The following is a 20,467-nucleotide window of genomic DNA, read 5'->3' on the forward strand; positions in this document are numbered from 1 at the left end:
CATGAGATAATAGTACACTATCGCGCACTTTGCGCAACACTAGAGTCTAGCTCCTACAAGGTCGTCCCCAACGACACCAATACCTACCCGAACAAGTAACCGGGAACTGCCGCATTCGGTGACTCTACAGACTGGGCAATCTGCCGGTCCGACTCGCGCTAGTGTTGACCTAGTCGGTGCTCGGCGGAACCCCACGTCCGCGCTCGTACCAGTGCCGCGTGCGCATCACCACGCGCACCAATAGCAACATCACCGGCACCTCGATCAATACCCCGACCACCGTCGCCAGCGCGGCGCCGGACTCGAAGCCAAACAGCGCGATGGCGGTGGCCACTGCCAGCTCGAAGAAGTTGCTGGTGCCGATCATTGCCGACGGGCCGGCGATGCAATGCGGCGAGCGCACCCAGCGGTTCACGATATAGGCGATGATGAAGATCAGCGCCGATTGGATCAGCAAGGGTACGGCGAGCAGGCCGATGATCAACGGCTGCTGGGTGATCTGCTCGCCCTGGAAACCGAACAACAGCACCAGCATCGCCAACAGTGCGAGCAGCGAGATGGGGTGCAGTCGGTCTAGCACGCGCGCGAGTGCGCCACCCTGTGGGTCCGCGCGCAGCAACAGACGCCTCCAGAGAGTCGCGATCACCAGCGGCACGACGATGTAGAGCAGCACCGACAACAGCAGGGTTTCCCAAGGCACGACGATGGCCGTCAGCCCCAACAGTAGGGCGACGATGGGGCCGAACGCGAACACCATGATCAGGTCGTTCAAGGCGACCTGTGCGAGGGTGAAGTGCGGCTCGCCGCGCGAGAGGTTGCTCCAGACGAAGACCATGGCGGTGCAGGGCGCGGCGCCGAGGATGATCATGCCGGCGATGTAGCTGTCGATCTGCCCCGCCGGGAGATAGGGCCTGAACCACCAGCCGATGAACAGCCAGGCCAGCAACGCCATCGAGAACGGCTTGATCGCCCAATTGACCACCAGCGTCACCACCGAGCCGCGCCAATGCTGGGTCACGCCCGACAAGGCGGTGAGATCCACCTTGAGCAGCATCGGGATGATCATCAACCAGATCAGCACCGCGACTGGCAGGTTGATCTGTGCCACCTCGAGGCTGCCGATGGTTTGGAAGGCCCCAGAGGCAACATGCCCGAGGCCGATGCCGGCCAGGATACAGAGCGCTACCCACAAGCTCAGGTAGCGCTCGAACAGGCCCATGTCAGCGTTGGCGGCCTGCTTGCCGGCGACCTCGCATTGGCTACTCATGATGAAACTCCTCGTTCAATGATTCGATCAACGGGGCGATGACTGCACCGCTCCCGCTTAGAGTGCTCGTTGCCGCTATCGCTGTTGGCGCTAGCAGGCACGTCGACTAGGGTTGATTCGGGTTGTTGGGTGGATTCGGAGACGTGCGCTTAGGTGTCCCGGGCTTCGGAATCAGCGCGAACAGGGCCGCCGGCGTGGTGCCATGGGCGCGTGCCAGCTGCTCGAGGTTGGTCCTCGGCTCATCGAGCGTGAGTAGGACGGTGAGGATGAGCGAGGTAACCAGCTCGCGTTTCAGCGCCAGATGTCCACTGACGCGGGTGGCCAGATACTTTTTAAACGGCTTCCAGTTGTAATACAGATGCAGCGCGTCGGTTGTAGCCTGCCGAGTCCTTCGACGAAATGCTCGATCGGGCCCATCTCCGGGCCGAGACAGGAGACACTGCCCTCAGGCTGCGCCTGCAGCCAGGTCTGGAAGCCGGCGGTCGCCGCGCCTCCGGCCGCCGTCAAAGCGGTCAGGGCGCTGCTGATGCGCTGTATCCAGCCAGTCGTGAAGGCTGCGATGAGCGCCAGCAGCACCAGCAGCATGAACAGCAGGCGCTGGAAGATGCACAGATGGCAGGGCGCGAGCGCCAACCATTCGGTCAACAGGATGCTCGCCAGCGCGAGTGCCGCGCTGGTGCCGGCGATGAGCAGCCACAACCGGCGATGCGTAATCAGTGGCATTGGGTTCTCCATGTTGAAAGGGATGGGCGTGGACTGGTCGACTAACGTTGGCGATGACCTTCCGCCTCCTGCGGCTGATGGTTTCGATGTCGAGGTGGGCGCTCTCGACAGATGGCCGCATTGCGCTTATGCGCTGTCGATCAGCACCCCGGCGACCACTAGCAGCAGTACACCGCAGGCGGCGCGGCCCAGCGCCAGCCTGCAGACGACGAACTGCAGCGCAGAACCAGCGGCGGAATCCAGATTCAGGCCAAATAAGGAGTAGGCTTCCGAACTCGCCGAGCCAGGCGAAGGGGTCGGGCATGGGGGCTCCAAGGTCGGTTGCCGCAGCCTGCTTGCGGTTAGGGCTGTGGCTGTCTTTGAACTCAAGACTAGCAGATATGGAATTTCGTATATTTGATATTCGGCATGTATTGGCCGATGAGCGTTTGGTCCTGACCGATATGGATTACGAGACCTCGTCGATTCAGCACATCGGGGGGTGATGCCGTTTAGCGCAGGCAGGTTTTCGACGAGAACCGGCCTTTGAACCTATAAACCTTAAAATGGCTGCATCGCCCTCACCCAAGCAACAAGGCCAAGGCGTACCAGGTGGAAGACGCTAGGACTTTTCTGCAATCACTGGGAGTGACGCCATGAACACACTGACCTATAAGTGCTACACAGCGCGGATTGAGTTCGACGGACGAGACAACATCCTAGTTGGCTACATCGCGAACATTGACGACATCATCGGCTTTCATGCCGAATCCGTCACGGACATGCACGAGGCGTTCAAGGAGGCAGTGGACGATTACCTAGATGCCTGCGGGAAGCCCTCGGCAAGCGGATCGGGGCGCCCGTCGCGCCAGACCTTAAGCTCCATCCCCAGAGGGTGAAGTGTGAGAGTTGAGACATCTGGGATGAGTTTCGCGCCGATTACCCCATGTTTACCTGAACTGGAAATGGTGAGTTGATGACGATGTCGAGGGCAACACTAGGATTGATTGGTTTGCTTCTGGTCGCGGGTAGCGTCTCGGCTCAGCCGCAGGCGCCCGGCGTGATCCTGAGCGAGGCGAAGGTCGCGAAGGTCGCCGATCGCGTCGAAGCCCTTGGCACGCTGCGCGCGAACGAGTCGGTGACGATCACAGCGACGGTCACCGAGACGCTCTCCGCGATCCATTTCAACGATGGTCAGCGGGTCGAGGCGGGCGACATCCTGGTCGAGATGACCAGTCGCGAGCAGCATGCGCGCTTGGAGGAGGCGCAGGCCCGGCTTGCGGAGGCCGAGCAGCAGTTCGAGCGGGTAAAGTCACTCGAGGCGACCGGTTCGGCCTCGGCCTCATTGCTCGATGAGCGCCGCCGCGACCTGCGCGCCACGCGAGCGGCCCTGGCCGCGATCGAGTCCCAGCTCGCCGATCGGTTGATCAAGGCACCGTTCGACGGCGTGGTCGGCCTGCGCAACATCAGCCTTGGCGCCCTGGTCGAGCCCGGCGATGTGATCACCACGCTCGATGACGATCGCGTGATGAAGCTGGATTTTCCGGTACCCAGCCTGTTCTTGCCGTCGCTGGTGCCGGGGTTGTCGATCGAGGCGCAAGCGCCGGCACTCGGTGATCAGGCCTTCGACGGCGAGGTCGCCAGCGTCTCGAGCCGCGTTGATCCTGTGACCCGCAGCGTGCAGGTGCGCGCGCTGATCGAGAATCCCGAGCGCCAACTACGGCCCGGCCTGCTGATGCGCGTCGAGCTGCTGCGCGATCCGCGCGAGGCGGTGATGGTGCCGGAGGCGGCCATCCTGCAGCGTGGCAAGGAGCATACCGTGCTGGTCGTCGAGGAGGATGCCGAGGGCCAGATGCTGGCGCAGAGCCGCCCGGTGCAGGTCGGTCTGCGCCGCCCCGGCGAGGTTGAGATCGTTGCCGGCCTCTCGCCCGACGAGCGCGTGATTACCCACGGTGCCGATAAGGCGCGTCCGGGTCAGCCGGTGCAGGTGCGGGCGGTTGACGATGGCAGCCGGCCGCTGAGCGAGCTGATCGCGCAGCCGGCTGAATCGACGGGTGATGAGACGGAGCGTACGCCGTGATCCTGTCCGATATCGCTGTCACACGACCGGTCTTTGCCAGTGTCCTGTCGCTGCTGCTGGTCGCCTTTGGATTGGTCGCCTTCGATCGCTTGCCGCTGCGCGAGTATCCCGATATCGATCCGCCGGTGGTCTCGGTCGAGACCGTCTATCCGGGTGCGGCGGCATCGGTGGTCGAGACTCGCATCACGCAGTTGATCGAGGATCGCATCGCCGGCGTCGAGGGCATCGAGCGCATCGAATCCTCCTCCGAGGATGGCGAGTCCAACATCACCATTGAGTTCAAGATCGGTCGCGATATCGATGGCGCCGCGAATGACGTGCGCGATCGGGTCTCGGCGGTGATCGATCAATTGCCGGTCGAGGCCGATCCACCCGAGATCCAAAAGGTCGACAGCAGCGATGACGTCATCATGTGGCTGAACCTGGCCAGCGAGAACATGACCGTCCCTGAACTCACGGATTACGCGCGGCGCTATCTGGTCGATCGCTTCTCGGTGCTCGATGGCGTGGCACGGGTGCGCGTCGGCGGCAGCCAGACCTATGCGATGCGGGTCTGGATCGACCGCAATGCGCTGGCCGCGCGCGGGCTGACGGTGACCGATATCGAGCAGTCGCTGCGCGCGGAGAACGTTGAGCTGCCGGCCGGTGGGGTCGAATCGATCGATCGCCAGTTCAGTGTGCGCACCGAGCGCAGCTTCCACACCGCGACGGATTTTGCGCAACTGGTGATTGCGCGCGGCGATGATGGCTATCTGGTGCGCTTGGGGGATGTTGCGCGCGTCGAGCGCGGTACCCAAGAGGATCGCACCCTGTTCCGCGGCAATGGCACGCCGATGGTGGGCTTGGGCATCATCAAGCAGTCGACCGCGAACACCATCAGTGTCGCCGAAGGGGCCAAGGCCGAGATGGAGCGGCTCAATCCAACGCTGCCCGAGGGCATGCGGATCTTCCAGAGCTTCGACAGTTCGGTGTTTGTCAAGGACGCGATCGCCGAGGTCTATAAGACGCTCGCCATCGCGATCGTGCTGGTGGTGCTGGTGATCTTCCTGTTCCTCGGCTCGGCGCGCGCGATGCTGGTGCCGGCGATGACCGTGCCGGTCTCGCTGATCGCGACCTTCAGCGTGCTGCTCGCGCTCGGTTTCTCGGTGAATATCCTGACCTTGCTGGCGCTGGTGCTGGCGATCGGATTGGTGGTCGACGATGCCATCGTCGTGCTCGAGAACATCCATCGGCGCATGGAGCAGTATGGCGAGACGCGGTTGGTCGCGGCCTACCGGGGTACGCGTCAGGTCGGCTTCGCGGTGATCGCCACCACCATCGTGCTGATCGCGGTGTTCGTGCCCATCGCCTTCCTGCAGGGCGATATCGGGCGCCTGTTCTCGGAGTTCGCGCTGACCATGGCGGCGGCGGTGAGTTTCTCGACCTTCGTCGCCCTGACCCTCTCGCCGATGCTGGCCTCGAAGGTGTTGCCGGAGTCGCATCGACGCCTCAGCCTGACCGCCGGCGTCGATTGGGCCTTCGAGCGGTTGCGCAGCGGCTATACCCGGGTGCTCGGGTTCTTCTTGCGGCAACGCTGGCTGGTTTTGGTGCTCTTGGTGTTCACGTTCGGGCTGGCCGGCTGGCTGTTGCAGCAGCTCCCCAAGGAGTACGCGCCCAGTGAGGATCGTGGCGCCTTCTTCGTGCTGGTCAACGGGCCCGAGGGGGCGTCCTACAGCTATATGGTCGAGTACATGGACGAGATCGAGCGCCGCCTGATGCCCTATGCCGAGTCCGGCGAGGTCATCCGCTTGCTGGTGCGCGCGCCGCGAGCGTTTGGCAATACCGAGGTCTTCAACAGCGGCATCGTGATCATGGTGATGGCGCCGTTCGGCGAGCGCCGGCCGAGCCAAGTGGTGATGAACGAGGTGCGCGCCAAGCTCGGCGACCTGCCCGGTGTGCGCGCCTTCCCGGTGATGCGCCAAGGCTTTGGCTCACGCATCCAAAAGCCGGTGCAGTTCGTCATCGGCGGCGGCACCTATGAGGAGCTGGCGGCCTGGCGCGATACCCTGGTGGCCGAGATCGAGAAGGACAATCCGGGTCTGCAAGGCCTGGATTGGGACTACAAGGAGACCAAGCCGCAGTTGCGCGTCGATGTCGACTACGACCGCGCGGCCGATCTCGGGGTGACGGTCGAGACCATCGGCCGCACCTTGGAGACCATGCTCGGCTCGCGCCGGGTGACCACCTATCTGGATGCCGGTGAGGAATACGATGTCATCATCGAGGGCGAGCGCGACGAGCAGCGCACGCCGGCCAGCCTGACCAACCTCTATGTGCGCTCCCAGCAGACCGGTGAGCTGATCCCGCTGTCGAACCTGGTGCGGGTCACCGAGATCGCCGAGTCCACGAGTTTGAACCGCTACAATCGGGTCCGTGCGATCACCCTCGAGGCCAATCTGGCCGATGAGTTGCCGCTGGGCGAGGCGCTGGCGTATCTAAACGCGCTGGCCGCCGAGCATCTGCCGGAGCAGGCGATCATCGACTACAAGGGACAGTCGGCGGACTTCCAGGAATCCGGGCAGGGCATCCTGTTCGTCTTCCTGCTCGGCATCGCGGTGGTGTATCTGGTGCTGGCGGCCCAGTTCGAGAGCTGGGTGCATCCGCTGGTGATCATGCTGACGGTGCCGCTGGCGATGGCCGGCGCCTTGCTGGGGCTCTGGCTGACCGGGCAGTCGCTGAATATCTACAGCCAGATCGGCCTGATCATGCTGGTGGGGTTGGCGGCCAAGAACGGCATCCTCATTGTTGAGTTCGCGAATCAGCTGCGCGATGAGGGCAAGGACTTTGATGCGGCCTTGCTCGAGGCGGCCGATGTGCGGTTGCGGCCGATCATCATGACCGGTATCACCACCGCAGCTGGCTCGATCCCGCTCTTGCTCAGCAGTGGCGCTGGCGCCGAGACCCGCACCGTGATCGGTACCGTGATCCTGTCCGGCGTGCTCGCCGCGACCCTGTTTACGCTGTTCGTGGTGCCGGTGGCCTACTCGGCGCTGGCGCGTGGGACGAGTTCCCCTAGCGCTGTCGAGCGGCGTCTTGAACAAGAGGAAAAGGCACAACCGACACAGTCGCCGCCGCTCGCCCCTGGGGCTTAAGCTGAATTGGACGTACCGCTTTAACCTCGAATGGCGTTTTCGACGAGCACCGTCGCCGCTTTGGCGGGCAGCGCGCGCGCGAAGAGCTGGCCCTGGCCGACCTGCACGCCGAGTGCGCGCAGCGTGCTTGCCTGCTGCTCATCTTCGATCCCCTCGGCGAGCACCTGCTTGTCGAGGGCGACGCCGAGGCCGACGATGGTCTTGACGATCTCGATGGGCTCGCGCCCAGCGGCGAGACGCATCACAAAAGAGCGGTCGATCTTTAGGGTGTGAAACGGGAAGCGATGCAGGTAGGCGAGTGATGAGTAGCCTGTACCAAAGTCGTCGATCGAGATCTTGAGTCCCAGCTTGACGAGTTCCTTGAGCACATCGGTGGTCTGCTCCGGGTTATCCATGGCCATGCTCTCGGTAACCTCGAGCTTGTAGCGCCCGGGCGCCACGGAACCGAGCTGTTCGATGATGTTGGCGGCATCGGCAAGCAGATCGGTCTCGGTGAATTGGCGCCCGGAGAGGTTGACCGCGAGTTCGCCCTTGAAACCGAGCTGATCCCAGGCCACAAGCTGGCGGACGGCCTCGAACAAGGTCCACTGGCCGATGGCGTTGATCTGCCCGCTGTCCTCGGCGAAGGGGATGAACGCGTCGGGCATGATCTGACCGCGTTGCGGATGCTGCCAGCGGATCAGCGCCTCGAAGCCGAGCAGGCGGCGATCCGCGAGGTCGACGAAAGGCTGATAGTGGAGCTGGAATTGGTTGCCTTCAGTGAGCGCGCGATCGATGTTCTCAGCGAGCCAGCGACGTGAGGTCTCCAGCGTTTGCATCGCCGGGTCGTAGCGCTGTGGCTTGCCGCTGGCACTTTGCCCTGCCTGGATCAGCGCCAAGGTGGCCGCTGCGAGGAGTTCATCGGTACTGCCGAGGCCCTGCGCGGTATGGGCTTGGCTGATGCTGATGGAGAGGGGCTTGAGGTCGGCATCCAGCTTGAAGGGTGCAGCGATGAGAGTTTGGGCCCGCTGCGCCAAGCTCAGTTCATCCGGGCCGCGAAAGGCGAGCGCGAATTGGTCCGCGCCGAGCCGCGAGACCAGGATGCCCTCGGTTTTGAGCACGGACAAGCGACTGGCAAGCTGACTCAATACCGCGTTTCCGCCTAGTTGGCCATGGGCCTCGTTGATGGCCCGAAAACCGTCGATATCCAGCAGCACCAAGCCAATCCCTGGCGTCGCTGCCTCCCGCGAGAGTCGCAGCCATTGATCGACGCGATCGGTAAAGAGATCGCGATTGGCAAGGCCGGTCAGTCGGTCATGCAGGGCATCGAACGCGATCTGTCGTTCCAGTCGCTTCTGTTCGGTCAGGTCGGTGAGCGAACCCGCCATGCGAACCGGGCGATCGCCCTCACGCACGGCGACGCCGCGAATGAGGAGCCAACGCGGTTCGCACGCGCGTTCGAGGGCGACGATGCGATTGAACTGCCCGGTCTGGCCGGCGAGATGGGCGTCTAACTCCTGCTCGCAATCGGCTCTCTCCACCTGGCCCAAGGAGGCAAAGAGTGGACCGATGCCTTGCGCCGTGCTGGCGGATGTCGGACTGGGCTCTCTGTCAGCCTCGGCCTCGAGTCCAAGTAAATCTCGGGCGCGGGGTGACAGATAGAGCGCATCCTCGGCGATGTTCCAGTCCCAAAGCCCATCGTTCGCTCCGCTGGCCGCCAGTGCATAACGCTGTTCGCTGGCGCGCAATGCTTGCTCGGCCTGCTGGCGCGAGTGACTGTCGAGCCGTGCGCGCCACGTCAGCCCGGAGCCGCCAGCTAGGGTGAGGGCGAATAGCGGGAAGACCATGGGCAGGATCTGTTGCTGTTGAGCGAGCAGGTATTGGGAAAGGCCGGCGATCGCCAGCCCCGTCAGGACGAGCGCGACGATGGCGCGAACCGGCGTCAGCGTGGCCACCAGCCAGACGGCGATCGCCGGCAGCAGCAGGATCAGCAGTAGAACGACAGGCGCGCCCCAATCCGGGCGTTCGAGCCAGCGCGCGGTGAGGAGGTTGTCGAGCACGGTGGCCACCCGCTCGACACTCGGCAGGCCTGGATCGAACGGGGAGAGGTTGCGATCATGGGTGCCCAACGCGGTCCCTCCGATCAAGACCACGCGATCCTTGAAGTCCGAACCATCGAGCCGACCGGCCGCATAGTCGGCGAGCGAATAGGTCGGGAAGGTGCCGGCTGGTCCATAGTAATTGACCCACTGGCGCGAGCGCGCGTCGATCGGCGCTTGGATGGCTCCGATCGCGATCCGATCCGCCAGTCGCGCCTCGACCGCTTGCCAAGGGGTGCGCGACCGTTGCGCGGCGGCGACGACTGCGAGACTCGGCAGCCATTCGCCGTCGAACGGCAGGGCGGGAAAATCGTAGCGCAAGGCGCCGTCGGCGGTGGTGAGCACACTGACATGCCCGAGGCCGAGCGCGGCAGCGCCGAGGATGGGGATGGGAGCGAGCACCCGTGTTGGCGTCAGCTCGATGTCGGTCCCACGGGCGTCGTTACGGTAACGCAGATAGGCGCTGTCGAGCACTGGGCCGTTTGCAAGTGTTGTCGCGACGGGCGCGTCATCGGGGAGTGCATACGCGAGCAAGACGTTCCCTGCCTGTGCGATCGCGGTGGCGAATGCTCGATCAGCCGCGAGTCCATGGGGCGAGGGCTCCGAGAACAGCAGGTCGAAGAGGATTGCGCGGGCGCCATCGGCGTTCAGTTGATCGACGACGCGAGCGAAGATGCGCCGATCGATCGGCAGACTGCCAATCGCTTGGATGCTGCGATCGTCGATCAAGAGCAGGACGATCGCCGGCCGATCGTCGGTTTGCAATGGCGCTAGTGGACCGCGAGCGCGCATCTGCGCATCAAGCAACTGACCGTTGAGGTTCTGTAGGAGCGGGATTCGCTCGTGCAGCCCCCAACCGAGCAGTGTGACGAGGATCGTGATCACTGCGACGGCAGCGTACCCGAATCGCGTCAACCAGGTGGGCTGACTTCGATCCTGCGGTCGCCGTCGCTGTGCCATGCGCTAAATGCCGCTCAGACGCTCGAACATCTTGCGCATACGCTCCTCGCCCCAGGCCTTGGGGGGCTCGCAACCGGTGTTGAGGCGACAGCTGATACCGAGGCCGGGTCGATCGAGCACGTAGGTAGGCTGTTCGGATTCAGCCGGGCGCGCGTCGGCGGGAGAGACTGCGGTCACCGCAACTGAACCGGCGCTGATATGCACGTCGTACGTCTGATCTTCGGCCACCTCGACCTCGAACTCGGTCCCCCGGACCGCCGTGACCGCGCTTCGCCCGCGCACCGTCCAAGTCCGGCTCGGATCGGGGGTCACGGTCTGGCCGATCAATCCGAGTTCGAGCAGGAGCTGAACCCGTTTGAGCTGCATGCGCGGTTGCGTAAAGGCCTGATCGATGAAGGCGGACGAGGCGGTGTCGCGCAAGGGCGCTTCCGTGAGCGCCTCGAGCCTGAGACGCGAGGCATCGCTGACGACGACTACCGAGCCATCGGGAAAGCGCAGCTTGGCGCGCCCCGGTGAATGGGTGTGGATTTCGGCTCCCTGCTGAAGCCGCAAGCCGACCTCGAGTGCGATCGACTGGGCGCCGTCAATCACTTCACCGGTTCCGCGCAGCGCGATCACTTCGGCCGCCGGTGCGGCATGGAGGTTGGGGCTGATCGCGAGCAGCGCGATCGTAAACAGCGGATGGACTCTCGGGCAGATTGCCCATGCCTTGGAAAGACGGTGAGTGGCCATGGCGGGCGCTGTCCTGGAAGGTTTGAACCAATTCAGAACCTACTCTCTGGCGCCCAGAGGTTCAAGTTCATTCCAGGATGAGCGCGACAGCGCTTAGCCGTCGCCTAACCGTCATTCGCCGCCTATGCCCTTCTTGTACGCAGGCAACGATCGAGGGGAATCCGCAGGTTCGTGACCCTGACTGCCGGCGAGGCAACGCGGCAGCTACTTGATCTTGCCTTCCTTGTACATCACGTGCTGGCGCACGACGGGATCGAATTTCTTGATCTCCATCTTGCCCGGCTGGTTGCGCTTGTTCTTGGTCGTGGTATAGAAATGCCCGGTTCCAGCGCTGGAGTTCAGGCGAATCTTTTCGCGTGCGGCCTTGGCCATGGTTGCTCGCTCCTAGATGTTGATTCGGTGACGGCGACGGCTCAGACGCGCTCGCCGCGTTGGCGCATGTCCGAGAGCACGGAGTCGATACCGAGCTTGTCGATGACGCGCATCCCCTTGGTCGAGACGCGCAGGCGAATCCAGCGGTTCTCGCTCTCGACCCAGAAGCGATGATAGTGCAGGTTCGGCAGGAACCGACGCTTGGTCTTGTTATGGGCGTGAGAAACGTTATTACCGGTCAGCGGCCGTTTGCCGGTGACCTGACAGATCTTGGACATGATGGTGCAGGGCTCCGATGCGGGTGGTCTCTGCGGCGATGGGGCGGGCGAGTCCTTGAGCCTCGGGCCGACCGCTGCCGCGACGTGCGCCGCCGACGCAGGACGAAGACAGGTCACGACGAACGCAAAATACTAAGCCGATAAACGCTAATGGAAAATGCGGCGAGCGTCAACTGCTAGATTGTTCGGCGCCTAGATCAGGCCGCACTCGGCGAACGAGGTGCCGTCTTGCTCGCCGACGATGACGTGATCGAGCACGCGCACATCGATGAGAGCAAGCGCTTCCTGCAGACGCTTGGTGATGCGCAGATCGGCCTGGCTGGGCTCGGCGACGCCGCTGGGATGATTATGCGCGAAGATCACCGCAGCGGCGTTCCAGCGCAAGGCCTCCTTGACCACCTCACGCGGATGCACGCTGGCACCATCGATGGTGCCGCGGAACAGCTCCTGATATTCGATGACCCGATGGCGGTTATCGAGGAAGAGGCAGGCGAAGACCTCGTGCGAGAGGCCACGTAGGCGGAATTTGAGGTAGTCGCGGGTCGCATCCGGGCTGGTCAGGACGTCGCGGCCGGTGATCTCTTCGTGCAGGTAACGGCGGTTGATCTCCATCACGGCCTGCAGTTGGACGAACTTCGCATCGCCCAGACCCTTGGCCTTGCAGAACTCGCGTTGGCTCGCGGCCAGCAGGCCGGACAGGCCGCCGAAGGTGGCGATCAGGTCGCGCGCCAGGTCGATGGCGCTCTTGCCGGTGATGCCTGTGCGCAGAAAGATGGCCAGCAGCTCGGCGTCGGTGAGCGATTGGGTGCCGCGTTTGAGCAGCTTCTCGCGCGGGCGTTCATCTGCCGGGAGGTCGGTGATCTTGGTCATGGTTGTCCTCGCGAAGGCTGGCAGGCGATCTGGAATCGAGCATGGTGGGCTGGATAAAACGCGAGATTACGAGACTCGCGCGGCCGATCCAACTCGACCTGTCTTCGTGGGTGCGGCTTCGTAGGGGCGCCGTGGTCTCGGTGTGGACCTTGGAACGCATGTGATTGCACGGCAGGCATGGCGCGATCAGGTATGATTCGCCGATGTCTTCCGCCAAATCAGAACCATCCAAGTCCGAGCCATCGACGCTGCCGCCCGCGTTCGCGCCCAGCGCGCCGGAATCACCAGCACGTCCGTTACGGGTACTGCTCGGCATCAGCGGTGGGATCGCCGCCTACAAGAGCGCGGATCTGGTGCGGCGTCTGATCGCGCGCGACGCCGAGGTGCGGGTGGTGATGACGCGCGCGGCGCAGGCCTTCATCACGCCGCTGACCCTGCAGGCGCTCAGCGGGCATCTGGTGCGTACGGATCTGCTGAGCCCGGAGGCCGAGGCGGGGATGGATCATATCGCGTTGGCACGCTGGGCCGATCAGGTGCTGATCGCGCCGGCGACCGCCGATCTGATCGCGCGGTTGGCCTGCGGGTTGGGTGATGATCTGCTGACCACGCTGGTGCTGGCAACCGAGGCGCCGGTGGCGATCGCACCCGCGATGAACCAACAGATGTGGGCGCATCCGGCGACGCAGGAGAATGCGCGGCGCTTGGCCACACGCGGGGTGCAGCTCATCGGGCCAGCCGTCGGCGAGCAGGCCTGCGGCGAGCAGGGCGCTGGGCGCATGGTCGAGCCGATCGCGATCGCCGAGGCGATCCTGGGGGGCCATGGGGATCAGGAAGCCCAAGAAGCCCAGGAAGGCTCCAAGGTGGCACAGCAACAAGACCCTAACGCTCCGGGGCTGGCCGGAAAGGGGGCGACCAGGCAGGCCGGGTTCTCCAGCGATCATCCGCTCGCCCGGCAACGGGTGCTGATGACGGTCGGCCCGACGCGCGAGGCGATCGACCCGGTGCGCTTCATCGGCAACCGCAGTTCCGGCAAGATGGGCTATGCACTCGCCGAGGCGTTGCGAGCCTGCGGTGCGCGGGTGACACTGATCGCTGGGCCGACCAGCGCGACGGCGCCGGTCGGGATCACTCGGGTGGATGTCGAGTCGGCGCTGGAGATGGAAGCGGCGGTGATGGCGCGCGTCGCCGACTGTGATCTGTTCATCGCCACTGCGGCGGTGGCTGACTATCGACCCGCCTCCGCCGCTGACAGCAAGCTGAAGAAGTTGGCCGATGAGATGACCCTGCGACTGGTGCGCAATCCCGATATCCTAGCCCGCGTCGCGGCCCTGCCGACGCCGCCCTTCACGGTTGGCTTTGCCGCCGAGACCGATGACCCCGAAGGCTATGCGCGCGGCAAGCTCGAGGCCAAGCGCTTGTCGATGATCGCGGCCAATCGTGTGGGTGCCGGACCGGGCGGATTCGAGTCCGATGAGAACGCGCTGCTCTGTCTGTGGCCCGACGGCGGCCGGCGTGAACTCCCACTGATGTCAAAGCCGGCGCTTGCCACGGCGCTCGCGGATCTGATCGCCGAACGTTATGCCGCACAGTCTTCAAGTTAAGTTGTTGGATCAACGGCTCGGACGCGATTTCCCGCTGCCCGCCTATGCCACCATCGGTTCGGCCGGGTTGGATCTGCGCGCGATGCTGGAGACGCCGCTCGACTTGGCCGCCGGCACCGTCGAGCTGATCCCAACCGGCTTGGCGATCCACATCGCCGATCCTGGGTTGGCGGCGATGATCCTGCCGCGCTCCGGGCTAGGGCACAAGCATGGCATCGTGCTCGGTAACCTGGTCGGGCTGATCGATTCCGATTACCAAGGCCCGCTAATGGTCTCTTGTTGGAATCGTGGCGCCGAGCCCTTCCGCATCGAGATCGGCGAGCGCATTGCGCAACTCGTCCTGGTGCCAGTGCTCCATGCCGAACTCGAGCTGGTGAGCGACTTCGATCAGAGCGCGCGCGGCGAGGGTGGTTTCGGGCATAGCGGTCGGCATTGAGTGCACCGCTGGTCCTGAACCTGATCAGGGCCGTTTATCTCGAGCGGTTGAAGCTGCAAGACGAGCATGCAACAGCAGCCTCATCCGCAAACCCGTTTGAATCGGCCGTCCCTGGATGGCGATGAGTTGATGCGAGGAGTTTCGATGTCGATTGCCGCAGACAGCGCCCAGAATATCGCCCACGTCCTGACCGAGGCGCTGCCCTATATCCGCCGCTTCTCGGGCAAGACCGTGGTGATCAAATACGGCGGCAACGCCATGGTCGAGCAGGCGCTCAAGGACGGCTTCGCGCGCGATATCGTGCTGATGAAGCTGGTCGGGATCAATCCAGTGGTCGTGCACGGCGGTGGTCCGCAGATCGGCGATCTGCTGAAGCGGCTCGGCAAGGTGACCGAGTTTGTACAGGGCATGCGCGTCACTGACAGCGAGACCATGGACGTGGTCGAGATGGTGCTCGGTGGGCTGGTGAACAAGGAGATCGTCAACCTGCTCAATCGCCATGGGGGCGCCGCAGTTGGCCTCACCGGCAAGGATGGCGATCTGATCCATGCCCGCAAGCTGATGCTGCGCCGGGATGCGCCGGAGCTAGAGGCCCCCGAGATCTTGGATCTCGGGCATGTCGGCGAGGTCGAGAGCATCGATCCCAGTGTGATCAACATGCTGGTGCAAGGCGATTTTATCCCCGTGGTGGCGCCGATCGGCGTTGGCAAGGATGGCTTCTCGTACAACATCAACGCCGATCTCGTCGCCGGCAAGATGGCCGAGGTGCTCCACGCCGAGAAGCTGGTGCTGCTGACCAATACCGCCGGTCTGCTCGACGAGCAGGGCACATTGATCCGCCAGATCGAGATCGCGCGCGTCAATCAGCTTATCGCCGAGGGCGTGATCCAGGGTGGCATGCTGCCGAAGATCCGCTGTGCGCTCGAAGCGGTGCAGGGCGGGGTGCGCGCCGCCCACATCCTCGACGGCCGTGTCGAGCACGCGGTCCTGCTGGATCTGTTCACTGATGAAGGGGTAGGGACGTTGATTCGCGCGCGTTGAATGCACCGCGAGCGATGAGCCGGCAGGCACTGACGCTGAAAGCGCACTGTTGAAAGCGCGCGTCGACATAGCGAGTGCGTCGCCCGCATGGCTGAAGGCTGCGCTCAGGCGCAGCCGTATTCGGCGCGATAGTCGGCCAGTGCCGCGAGCGTTTCCTTTGAGGCCGCCCCGGTCTCGTCGACGAACTGGATCAGATCATCCAAGGTGACGATGCTCTGTACCGGGATGCCATAGCGCTCGCGCACCTCCCGCACCGCCGATCCGCCGCTCTCGCCGCGCTCTTGGCGATCCAGTGCGATAATCACCCCGGCGAGCCGCGCGCCGGCTTGCTCGATTAGGGCTGCGGATTCGCGCACTGAGGTGCCGGCGGTGATGACGTCGTCGATCATCAGCACATCGCCGCGCAAGGGGCTGCCGACGATCAGACCACCCTCGCCGTGATCCTTGGCCTCCTTGCGGTTGAAGGCGAACGGGGTCTCGCGGCCCTGCTCGTGGGCGAGCGCGATGGCGGTGGCTGCGGCGAGCGGAATGCCCTTGTAAGCGGGGCCGAACAGCACATCGGTCCGCAGTCCGGTGGCGATGATCGCCTGGGCATAGAAATGGCCAAGCTTACCGAGGCTAGCGCCAGTGTTGAATCCACCGGCATTGAAGAAATACGGGCTGATGCGACCGGACTTGAGGGTGAAGCTGCCAAAGCGCAGGACGCCGGTCTCGATCGCGAAGCGGAGGAAGTCTCGTTGATAGGAATGCATGGCGCCGTCGGGTCTCTGTCGTCGTTACCGGGCCGGCATGATAGCTCGACTCTGGACTGGCGTCCGCGCGGGAGATGTCGATGATCGCTGGTTCATTGCTCACGGCCTGGCTGGTCGGCCTGCTCGGCGGCGTGCATTGCGTTGGCATGTGCGGCGGGATCGTCGCGACCCTGACCGTCGGGCTGCCGCGCGAGCAGCGTCAGCAGCTCTCGCGCCAGCTGCCGTTTCAGCTCGCTTACAACAGCGGACGCATCATCAGCTATACGATGGCCGGTGCGCTGATGGGTGCGCTAGGCGCGGTCGCGCTCGAGTTTTTGCCGCTGCATCTGGCGCAGCGCGCGCTGTATCTGATCGCCGCTGGGTTCATGCTGGCGCTAGGGTTCTACCTGGGCGGCTGGTGGCAGGGACTGACCCGCGTCGAACAGATCGGGGCGCGGCTCTGGCGGCGGATCGAGCCGCTTGGGCGCCGTTTCCTGCCGGTGCATCATTGGTCGCAGGCGTTGGCAGTGGGGCTGGTCTGGGGCTGGCTGCCCTGTGGGCTGGTCTACAGCGTGCTGATCTGGTCCACGGGCTCCGGAGGGCCGCTGCGGGGGGCGCTGCTGATGCTGGTGTTCGGGTTGGGGACCTTGCCCAACCTGCTGGGGCTTGGCCTTTTGGCCGGCGCCGCCGCGCGTCTCGGCGAGCAACGCTGGTTGCGTCAGCTCGCTGGTATTTTGGTGATTGGATTCGGCCTATACGCACTTTGGCAGGTGCTGGTGCTTTAGGCTCGGCACTTGTGTGAATGGCGCCGCGTTCTTCCAAATAGCACTTGGCTTCATGGCTCGTCACGCGCATCAATGATACCCAGCGTCAGCCGTTGCGGGTTCTGAATCCGCAGCAGCTTGGTGCGGCTCTGCTGACCACTGGCTAGCTCGACCGCGCCGCGCGGGACGCCGAAGTGCTCGGCGATGAAGTGCAGCAGCTCGGCGTTGGCGCGGCCATCGACCGGCGGTGCCTTGAGCTTAACCTTGAGGGCATCGCCGAACGGCTCGGCGAAGGCGTTGCGGCCAGCGCGCGGTTGCACGCGCAGCCGCAGCAGCAGGTCATCACCGTCCCAGCGATACCAGTTCGTGCCGGACATCGGCTCATCCAATCTGGGCGCTCATCCGACCCGGGCGCTCTCAGAACGGGCTGCCGGTCAGCATCCGCAGCGGCGGCAACAACAGCATCTCGAGCAACACTAGGCCGATCATCACCACCATCGGCGACAGATCGATCCCGCTCATCGGTGGCAGCAGGCGCTGGGCCGGTCGCATGATGGGGTCGGTGACATCGCTGAGCAGCATCACCGCCGGATTGTACGGGTCGGGATTGACCCAGCTCAGGATGACCCGGATCAGGACCGCGAACAGGAACAGGCTGATGATCAACGAGACCAGCCCCGGCAATGCCCAGGCGAACGCGGCCAGTGGATTGCGCCCGAGCCCCATCAGCAGCGACAAGAGCGCGAGTTCGCCGGCCTTCAGCCCCCAGGCCAGCACGATGGCGGAGAGATCGAGCCCGGCATAGCCGGGGATCACCTTGCGCAGTGGTCGCAGTACCGGCGAGGTCAGCTTGACCACGAACTGCGAGATCGGGTTGTAGAAGTCGGCCCGCGCCCATTGCAGCAGGAAGCGGATGAGGACCAGGCTGATATAGAGCCCGAACAGGGTCTTGACCAGAAAGATCAAGGGGTTGGTGAAGTAGGCCTCGGTCATTTGTCCTCCGAGATCAGTTCGGAAAGCTCATGCGCGCGCTGCCGGGCGGCGGCGACCGCGCGCCGCGTCAGGGCCGGCAGACCACCCTCTTCGAAGACGGCGATGGCGCGCTCGGTGGTGCCGCCGGGGGAGGTCACGCGTTGGCGCAGTTGGTGGGGTGATTCATCGCTCTCGACCGCCATGCGCGCAGCCCCCAGGGCGGTTTGGATGCAGAGCAGTCGGGCGCCTTCGGGGTCTAGCCCCTCGGCGATCGCGGCTTCCTCCAACGCCTCCATGAACAGGAAGAAGTAGGCCGGGCCGCTGCCGGAGAGCGCGGTCACGGTGTCCAGCTCGGCCTCGGTCTTGACCCAGTGCGTGAGTCCGCCGGCGCGCAAGATCTCTTCGGCGAGGTTGCTCTGCCGCGCGTTGGTACCTTCGGCGGCGTGCAGACCAATGGCGCCGGACTGCACCAGCACCGGTGTATTGGGCATGGCGCGCACCAGTGCAATGGGCAGCCCGAGCCAGCCGCGAATCGAGGGCTCGCTGACCCCGGCCATGACCGAGATCACCAAGGGCAGTGGCGCGCTCAGGTGCACACTGAGTTCGCGACAGACCCCGGCGGCCACTTGGGGCTTGATGCAGAGCACGATCACCTCGGCCGCGTCGATGGCAGCGGCGGTACTGGTGCAGGCGGTGATGCCGAAGTGGTTGGCCAGGGCCTCACGTTTCGTGGTATCGGGATCGCTCACGGTCAGCCGCGCGGCGTCGTAGCCGTCCGCGACCAGTCCAGCGATCAGGCTGCGGGCCATGTTGCCGCCGCCGATGAAGGCGATGCGCGTGTTGGTTGTGGGCATAGGCGAGAAGAAACCTCAACGTCTTGGGCGATGGTGGAATGTCCCGAGTTCAGCGCCCCCTCTCTGACGATCATCGGGCATTGAATATGGACAGCGTCTCAGGGGTGCCGGGGTCTGGGGCCGAACACGGCCGTGCCGATGCGCACCATTGTAGCGCCCTCGGCGACGGCGGCCTCAAGATCGTCGGACATGCCCATCGAGAGGGTTGCAAGCGGTTGCTCGGGGGTCGCGAGCTGATCGCGCAGCGCGCGCAATGCGGCGAACGGACGGCGCTGGGCGGCGACATCCTCGGCTGGCGCTGGCAAGGTCATCAGGCCCTCGATGCGTAGCCCGTCGACCTGTGCGCAGTGCGCGAGCAACTCTGGCAGCGCTTGTGGATCGATGCCAGCCTTGCTCGCCTCGCCACTCAAGTTGACCTGCAGGCAGCAGCGTAGCGGCTCATCGCTGACCGCCGCGCGGTGCGCGCCGAGGCGCTGGGCATGGCGCGGGTCGACAAGTCCATGCACCCAACTGAAGTGCTCGGCGATGGTCTTGGTCTTGTTGCTCTGGAGACGGCCGATGAAGTGCCAGTCGAGCGTCAGATCGCCAAGCAACGCCTGCTTGTCGCAAGCCTCTTGCACATAGCTTTCGCCAAAGGCGAGCTGGCCGTGTCGATGGGCGGCGCGGATCAGTTCGGCCGGCTGCACCTTGCTCACCGCGAGCAGTTGCACCGAGCCCGGCGCGCGGCCAAAGCGCGCCTCGGCGGCGGCGATGCGCGCGCGCACCGCATCGATTCGGGTGGCGATCCCTGGATCGCTCGCGGCGTCCGTCATCGCTGTCCTCCGAGATCCATGCCGGCAGGATCGGTGGACGAGCCGGCGAGGTGATAGGGCGTCGGGCGCTCGAGCAAGGCCGCGACCAGTGCGCGCAAGGCCTGGCTGCGGTGGCTGAGCGCGTTCTTGGTCTCTGGTTCCAGCTCGGCGGCGCTGAGCCCGTGCGTCGGCACGCCGAAGATCGGGTCGTAACCGAAGCCGCGTTGACCGCGCGGTGCGTCGAGGATCAGCCCCTCCCAGGTGCCCTGGCAGATCAAGGGGGTCGGATCATCGGCATGGCGAAGATAGACCATCACGCATTGGAAGCGGGCATTGCGGTTGGCGTCGGGCTGCTCGGCCAAGGCGCGCAGCAGCTTCTCGCAGTTGGCCTGATCGCTGCTCTGGCTGTCATCGCCGCGCGCATGGCCTTTGCTGCTGGCTGCCCTGGTTGTGCTAGCTACTGTATTGGCCGCAGCGGTGTTGGCTTCAGGGCTGGCGTCGGTACTGGCATAACGCGCCGAGTAGATGCCGGGAGCGCCATTGAGTGCGTCGACCTCGAGTCCGGAGTCGTCGGCGATCGCGGCATGGCCGCTGCGGCGTGCCGCGTGGCGGGCCTTGAGGATGGCGTTCTCGACGAAGGTTAAGCCGGTCTCCTCGGCGGATTCGATGCCGAGTTCGCCTTGAGTCAGCAGTCGCAGTCCAGCCGGCTCGAGCAGGGATTGGATCTCGCGCAGTTTGCCGGCGTTGTTGCTGGCGAGGACGATGTGGCGGGTGTTTGGGGTTGAGTGCATCGGTGAAGGCGTTGCT

Annotated in this window: 20 protein-coding genes; 7 read left to right on the forward strand and 13 right to left on the reverse strand. The window is 64.5% G+C overall.

All coding sequences use genetic code 11. The features are described 5' to 3' along the window. Positions 1 to 169: 169 nt before the first annotated feature. A complete protein-coding gene (gene arsB / locus AC54T3_RS15095) occupies positions 170 to 1,267 on the reverse strand; it encodes an ACR3 family arsenite efflux transporter (RefSeq protein WP_496626048.1) in 1,098 nt (365 codons plus the stop codon). A gap of 291 nt (positions 1,268 to 1,558) precedes the next feature. Then, positions 1,559 to 1,990 (reverse strand): disulfide bond formation protein B, encoded by a 432-nt coding sequence (locus AC54T3_RS15100; RefSeq protein ID WP_496626049.1) that lies wholly within the window; start codon positions 1,988 to 1,990, stop codon positions 1,559 to 1,561. Between the two features lie 635 nt (positions 1,991 to 2,625). Here AC54T3_RS15100 and AC54T3_RS15105 point away from each other — a divergent pair. From AC54T3_RS15105 to AC54T3_RS15115, 3 genes are all read left to right on the forward strand, one after another. After that, on the forward strand, positions 2,626 to 2,868 hold the full coding sequence (locus AC54T3_RS15105; RefSeq protein ID WP_496626050.1) for a hypothetical protein: 243 nt from the start codon (positions 2,626 to 2,628) through the stop codon (positions 2,866 to 2,868). Between the two features lie 113 nt (positions 2,869 to 2,981). After that, on the forward strand, positions 2,982 to 4,049 hold the full coding sequence (locus AC54T3_RS15110; protein WP_496626051.1) for an efflux RND transporter periplasmic adaptor subunit: 1,068 nt from the start codon (positions 2,982 to 2,984) through the stop codon (positions 4,047 to 4,049). Beyond that, positions 4,046 to 7,180: an efflux RND transporter permease subunit gene (locus tag AC54T3_RS15115; RefSeq protein ID WP_496626053.1), complete on the forward strand. Its 3,135-nt coding sequence runs from the start codon at positions 4,046 to 4,048 to the stop codon at positions 7,178 to 7,180. Before AC54T3_RS15110 ends, AC54T3_RS15115 begins: the two co-directional genes overlap by 4 nt. A gap of 20 nt (positions 7,181 to 7,200) precedes the next feature. Here the strand turns inward: AC54T3_RS15115 and AC54T3_RS15120 are convergent, their stop codons facing one another. From AC54T3_RS15120 to radC, 5 genes are all read right to left on the reverse strand, one after another. After that, positions 7,201 to 10,143, reverse strand: coding sequence for an EAL domain-containing protein (locus AC54T3_RS15120; RefSeq protein ID WP_496626055.1), 2,943 nt, complete (start codon positions 10,141 to 10,143; stop codon positions 7,201 to 7,203). Between the two features lie 78 nt (positions 10,144 to 10,221). Then, a complete protein-coding gene (locus AC54T3_RS15125) occupies positions 10,222 to 10,950 on the reverse strand; it encodes a FecR family protein (RefSeq protein ID WP_496626056.1) in 729 nt (242 codons plus the stop codon). A 204-nt stretch (positions 10,951 to 11,154) separates the two neighbouring features. Further along, positions 11,155 to 11,322 (reverse strand): 50S ribosomal protein L33, encoded by a 168-nt coding sequence (gene rpmG / locus AC54T3_RS15130; RefSeq protein ID WP_005222974.1) that lies wholly within the window; start codon positions 11,320 to 11,322, stop codon positions 11,155 to 11,157. A gap of 41 nt (positions 11,323 to 11,363) precedes the next feature. Continuing rightward, positions 11,364 to 11,600 carry a 50S ribosomal protein L28 gene (rpmB, locus tag AC54T3_RS15135; RefSeq protein WP_496626059.1) on the reverse strand — a complete coding sequence of 79 codons (237 nt, stop codon included), beginning with the start codon at positions 11,598 to 11,600 and terminating at the stop codon, positions 11,364 to 11,366. A gap of 192 nt (positions 11,601 to 11,792) precedes the next feature. Further along, positions 11,793 to 12,470, reverse strand: coding sequence for a RadC family protein (gene radC, locus AC54T3_RS15140; RefSeq protein ID WP_496626061.1), 678 nt, complete (start codon positions 12,468 to 12,470; stop codon positions 11,793 to 11,795). A gap of 203 nt (positions 12,471 to 12,673) precedes the next feature. Between radC and AC54T3_RS15145 the strand changes: the two genes are divergently transcribed. From AC54T3_RS15145 to argB, 3 genes are all read left to right on the forward strand, one after another. Next, a complete protein-coding gene (locus AC54T3_RS15145; RefSeq protein ID WP_496626062.1) occupies positions 12,674 to 14,071 on the forward strand; it encodes a bifunctional phosphopantothenoylcysteine decarboxylase/phosphopantothenate synthase in 1,398 nt (465 codons plus the stop codon). Beyond that, positions 14,049 to 14,507: a dUTP diphosphatase gene (dut, locus tag AC54T3_RS15150; RefSeq protein WP_496626063.1), complete on the forward strand. Its 459-nt coding sequence runs from the start codon at positions 14,049 to 14,051 to the stop codon at positions 14,505 to 14,507. The genes AC54T3_RS15145 and dut overlap by 23 nt, the downstream gene beginning before the upstream one ends. A 144-nt stretch (positions 14,508 to 14,651) precedes the next feature. After that, complete coding sequence (gene argB, locus AC54T3_RS15155; protein ID WP_496626064.1) at positions 14,652 to 15,548, forward strand: acetylglutamate kinase; 897 nt, start codon at positions 14,652 to 14,654, stop codon at positions 15,546 to 15,548. 104 nt (positions 15,549 to 15,652) lie between these two features. Here argB and pyrE read toward each other — a convergent pair whose 3' ends face one another. Next, complete coding sequence (gene pyrE, locus AC54T3_RS15160; RefSeq protein ID WP_496626065.1) at positions 15,653 to 16,300, reverse strand: orotate phosphoribosyltransferase; 648 nt, start codon at positions 16,298 to 16,300, stop codon at positions 15,653 to 15,655. 80 nt (positions 16,301 to 16,380) lie between these two features. Between pyrE and AC54T3_RS15165 the strand changes: the two genes are divergently transcribed. Further along, on the forward strand, positions 16,381 to 17,064 hold the full coding sequence (locus tag AC54T3_RS15165) for a sulfite exporter TauE/SafE family protein (RefSeq protein ID WP_496626067.1): 684 nt from the start codon (positions 16,381 to 16,383) through the stop codon (positions 17,062 to 17,064). Between the two features lie 50 nt (positions 17,065 to 17,114). Here AC54T3_RS15165 and AC54T3_RS15170 read toward each other — a convergent pair whose 3' ends face one another. The 5 genes from AC54T3_RS15170 to rdgB form a co-directional block, all read right to left on the reverse strand. Continuing rightward, positions 17,115 to 17,420, reverse strand: a complete 306-nt coding sequence (locus AC54T3_RS15170; RefSeq protein WP_496626069.1) for a DUF167 domain-containing protein — start codon at positions 17,418 to 17,420, stop codon at positions 17,115 to 17,117. Between the two features lie 40 nt (positions 17,421 to 17,460). Further along, positions 17,461 to 18,036 carry a YggT family protein gene (locus AC54T3_RS15175; RefSeq protein ID WP_496626070.1) on the reverse strand — a complete coding sequence of 192 codons (576 nt, stop codon included), beginning with the start codon at positions 18,034 to 18,036 and terminating at the stop codon, positions 17,461 to 17,463. Further along, positions 18,033 to 18,869, reverse strand: coding sequence for a pyrroline-5-carboxylate reductase (proC, locus tag AC54T3_RS15180; RefSeq protein ID WP_496626072.1), 837 nt, complete (start codon positions 18,867 to 18,869; stop codon positions 18,033 to 18,035). Before proC ends, AC54T3_RS15175 begins: the two co-directional genes overlap by 4 nt. A gap of 98 nt (positions 18,870 to 18,967) precedes the next feature. Continuing rightward, a complete protein-coding gene (locus tag AC54T3_RS15185; RefSeq protein ID WP_496626073.1) occupies positions 18,968 to 19,681 on the reverse strand; it encodes a YggS family pyridoxal phosphate-dependent enzyme in 714 nt (237 codons plus the stop codon). Next, positions 19,678 to 20,451: an RdgB/HAM1 family non-canonical purine NTP pyrophosphatase gene (rdgB, locus tag AC54T3_RS15190; protein WP_496626075.1), complete on the reverse strand. Its 774-nt coding sequence runs from the start codon at positions 20,449 to 20,451 to the stop codon at positions 19,678 to 19,680. The genes AC54T3_RS15185 and rdgB overlap by 4 nt, the downstream gene beginning before the upstream one ends. Between the last annotated feature and the right edge of the window lie 16 nt (positions 20,452 to 20,467).

The organism is Halochromatium sp. NSM3, assembly GCF_059621085.1.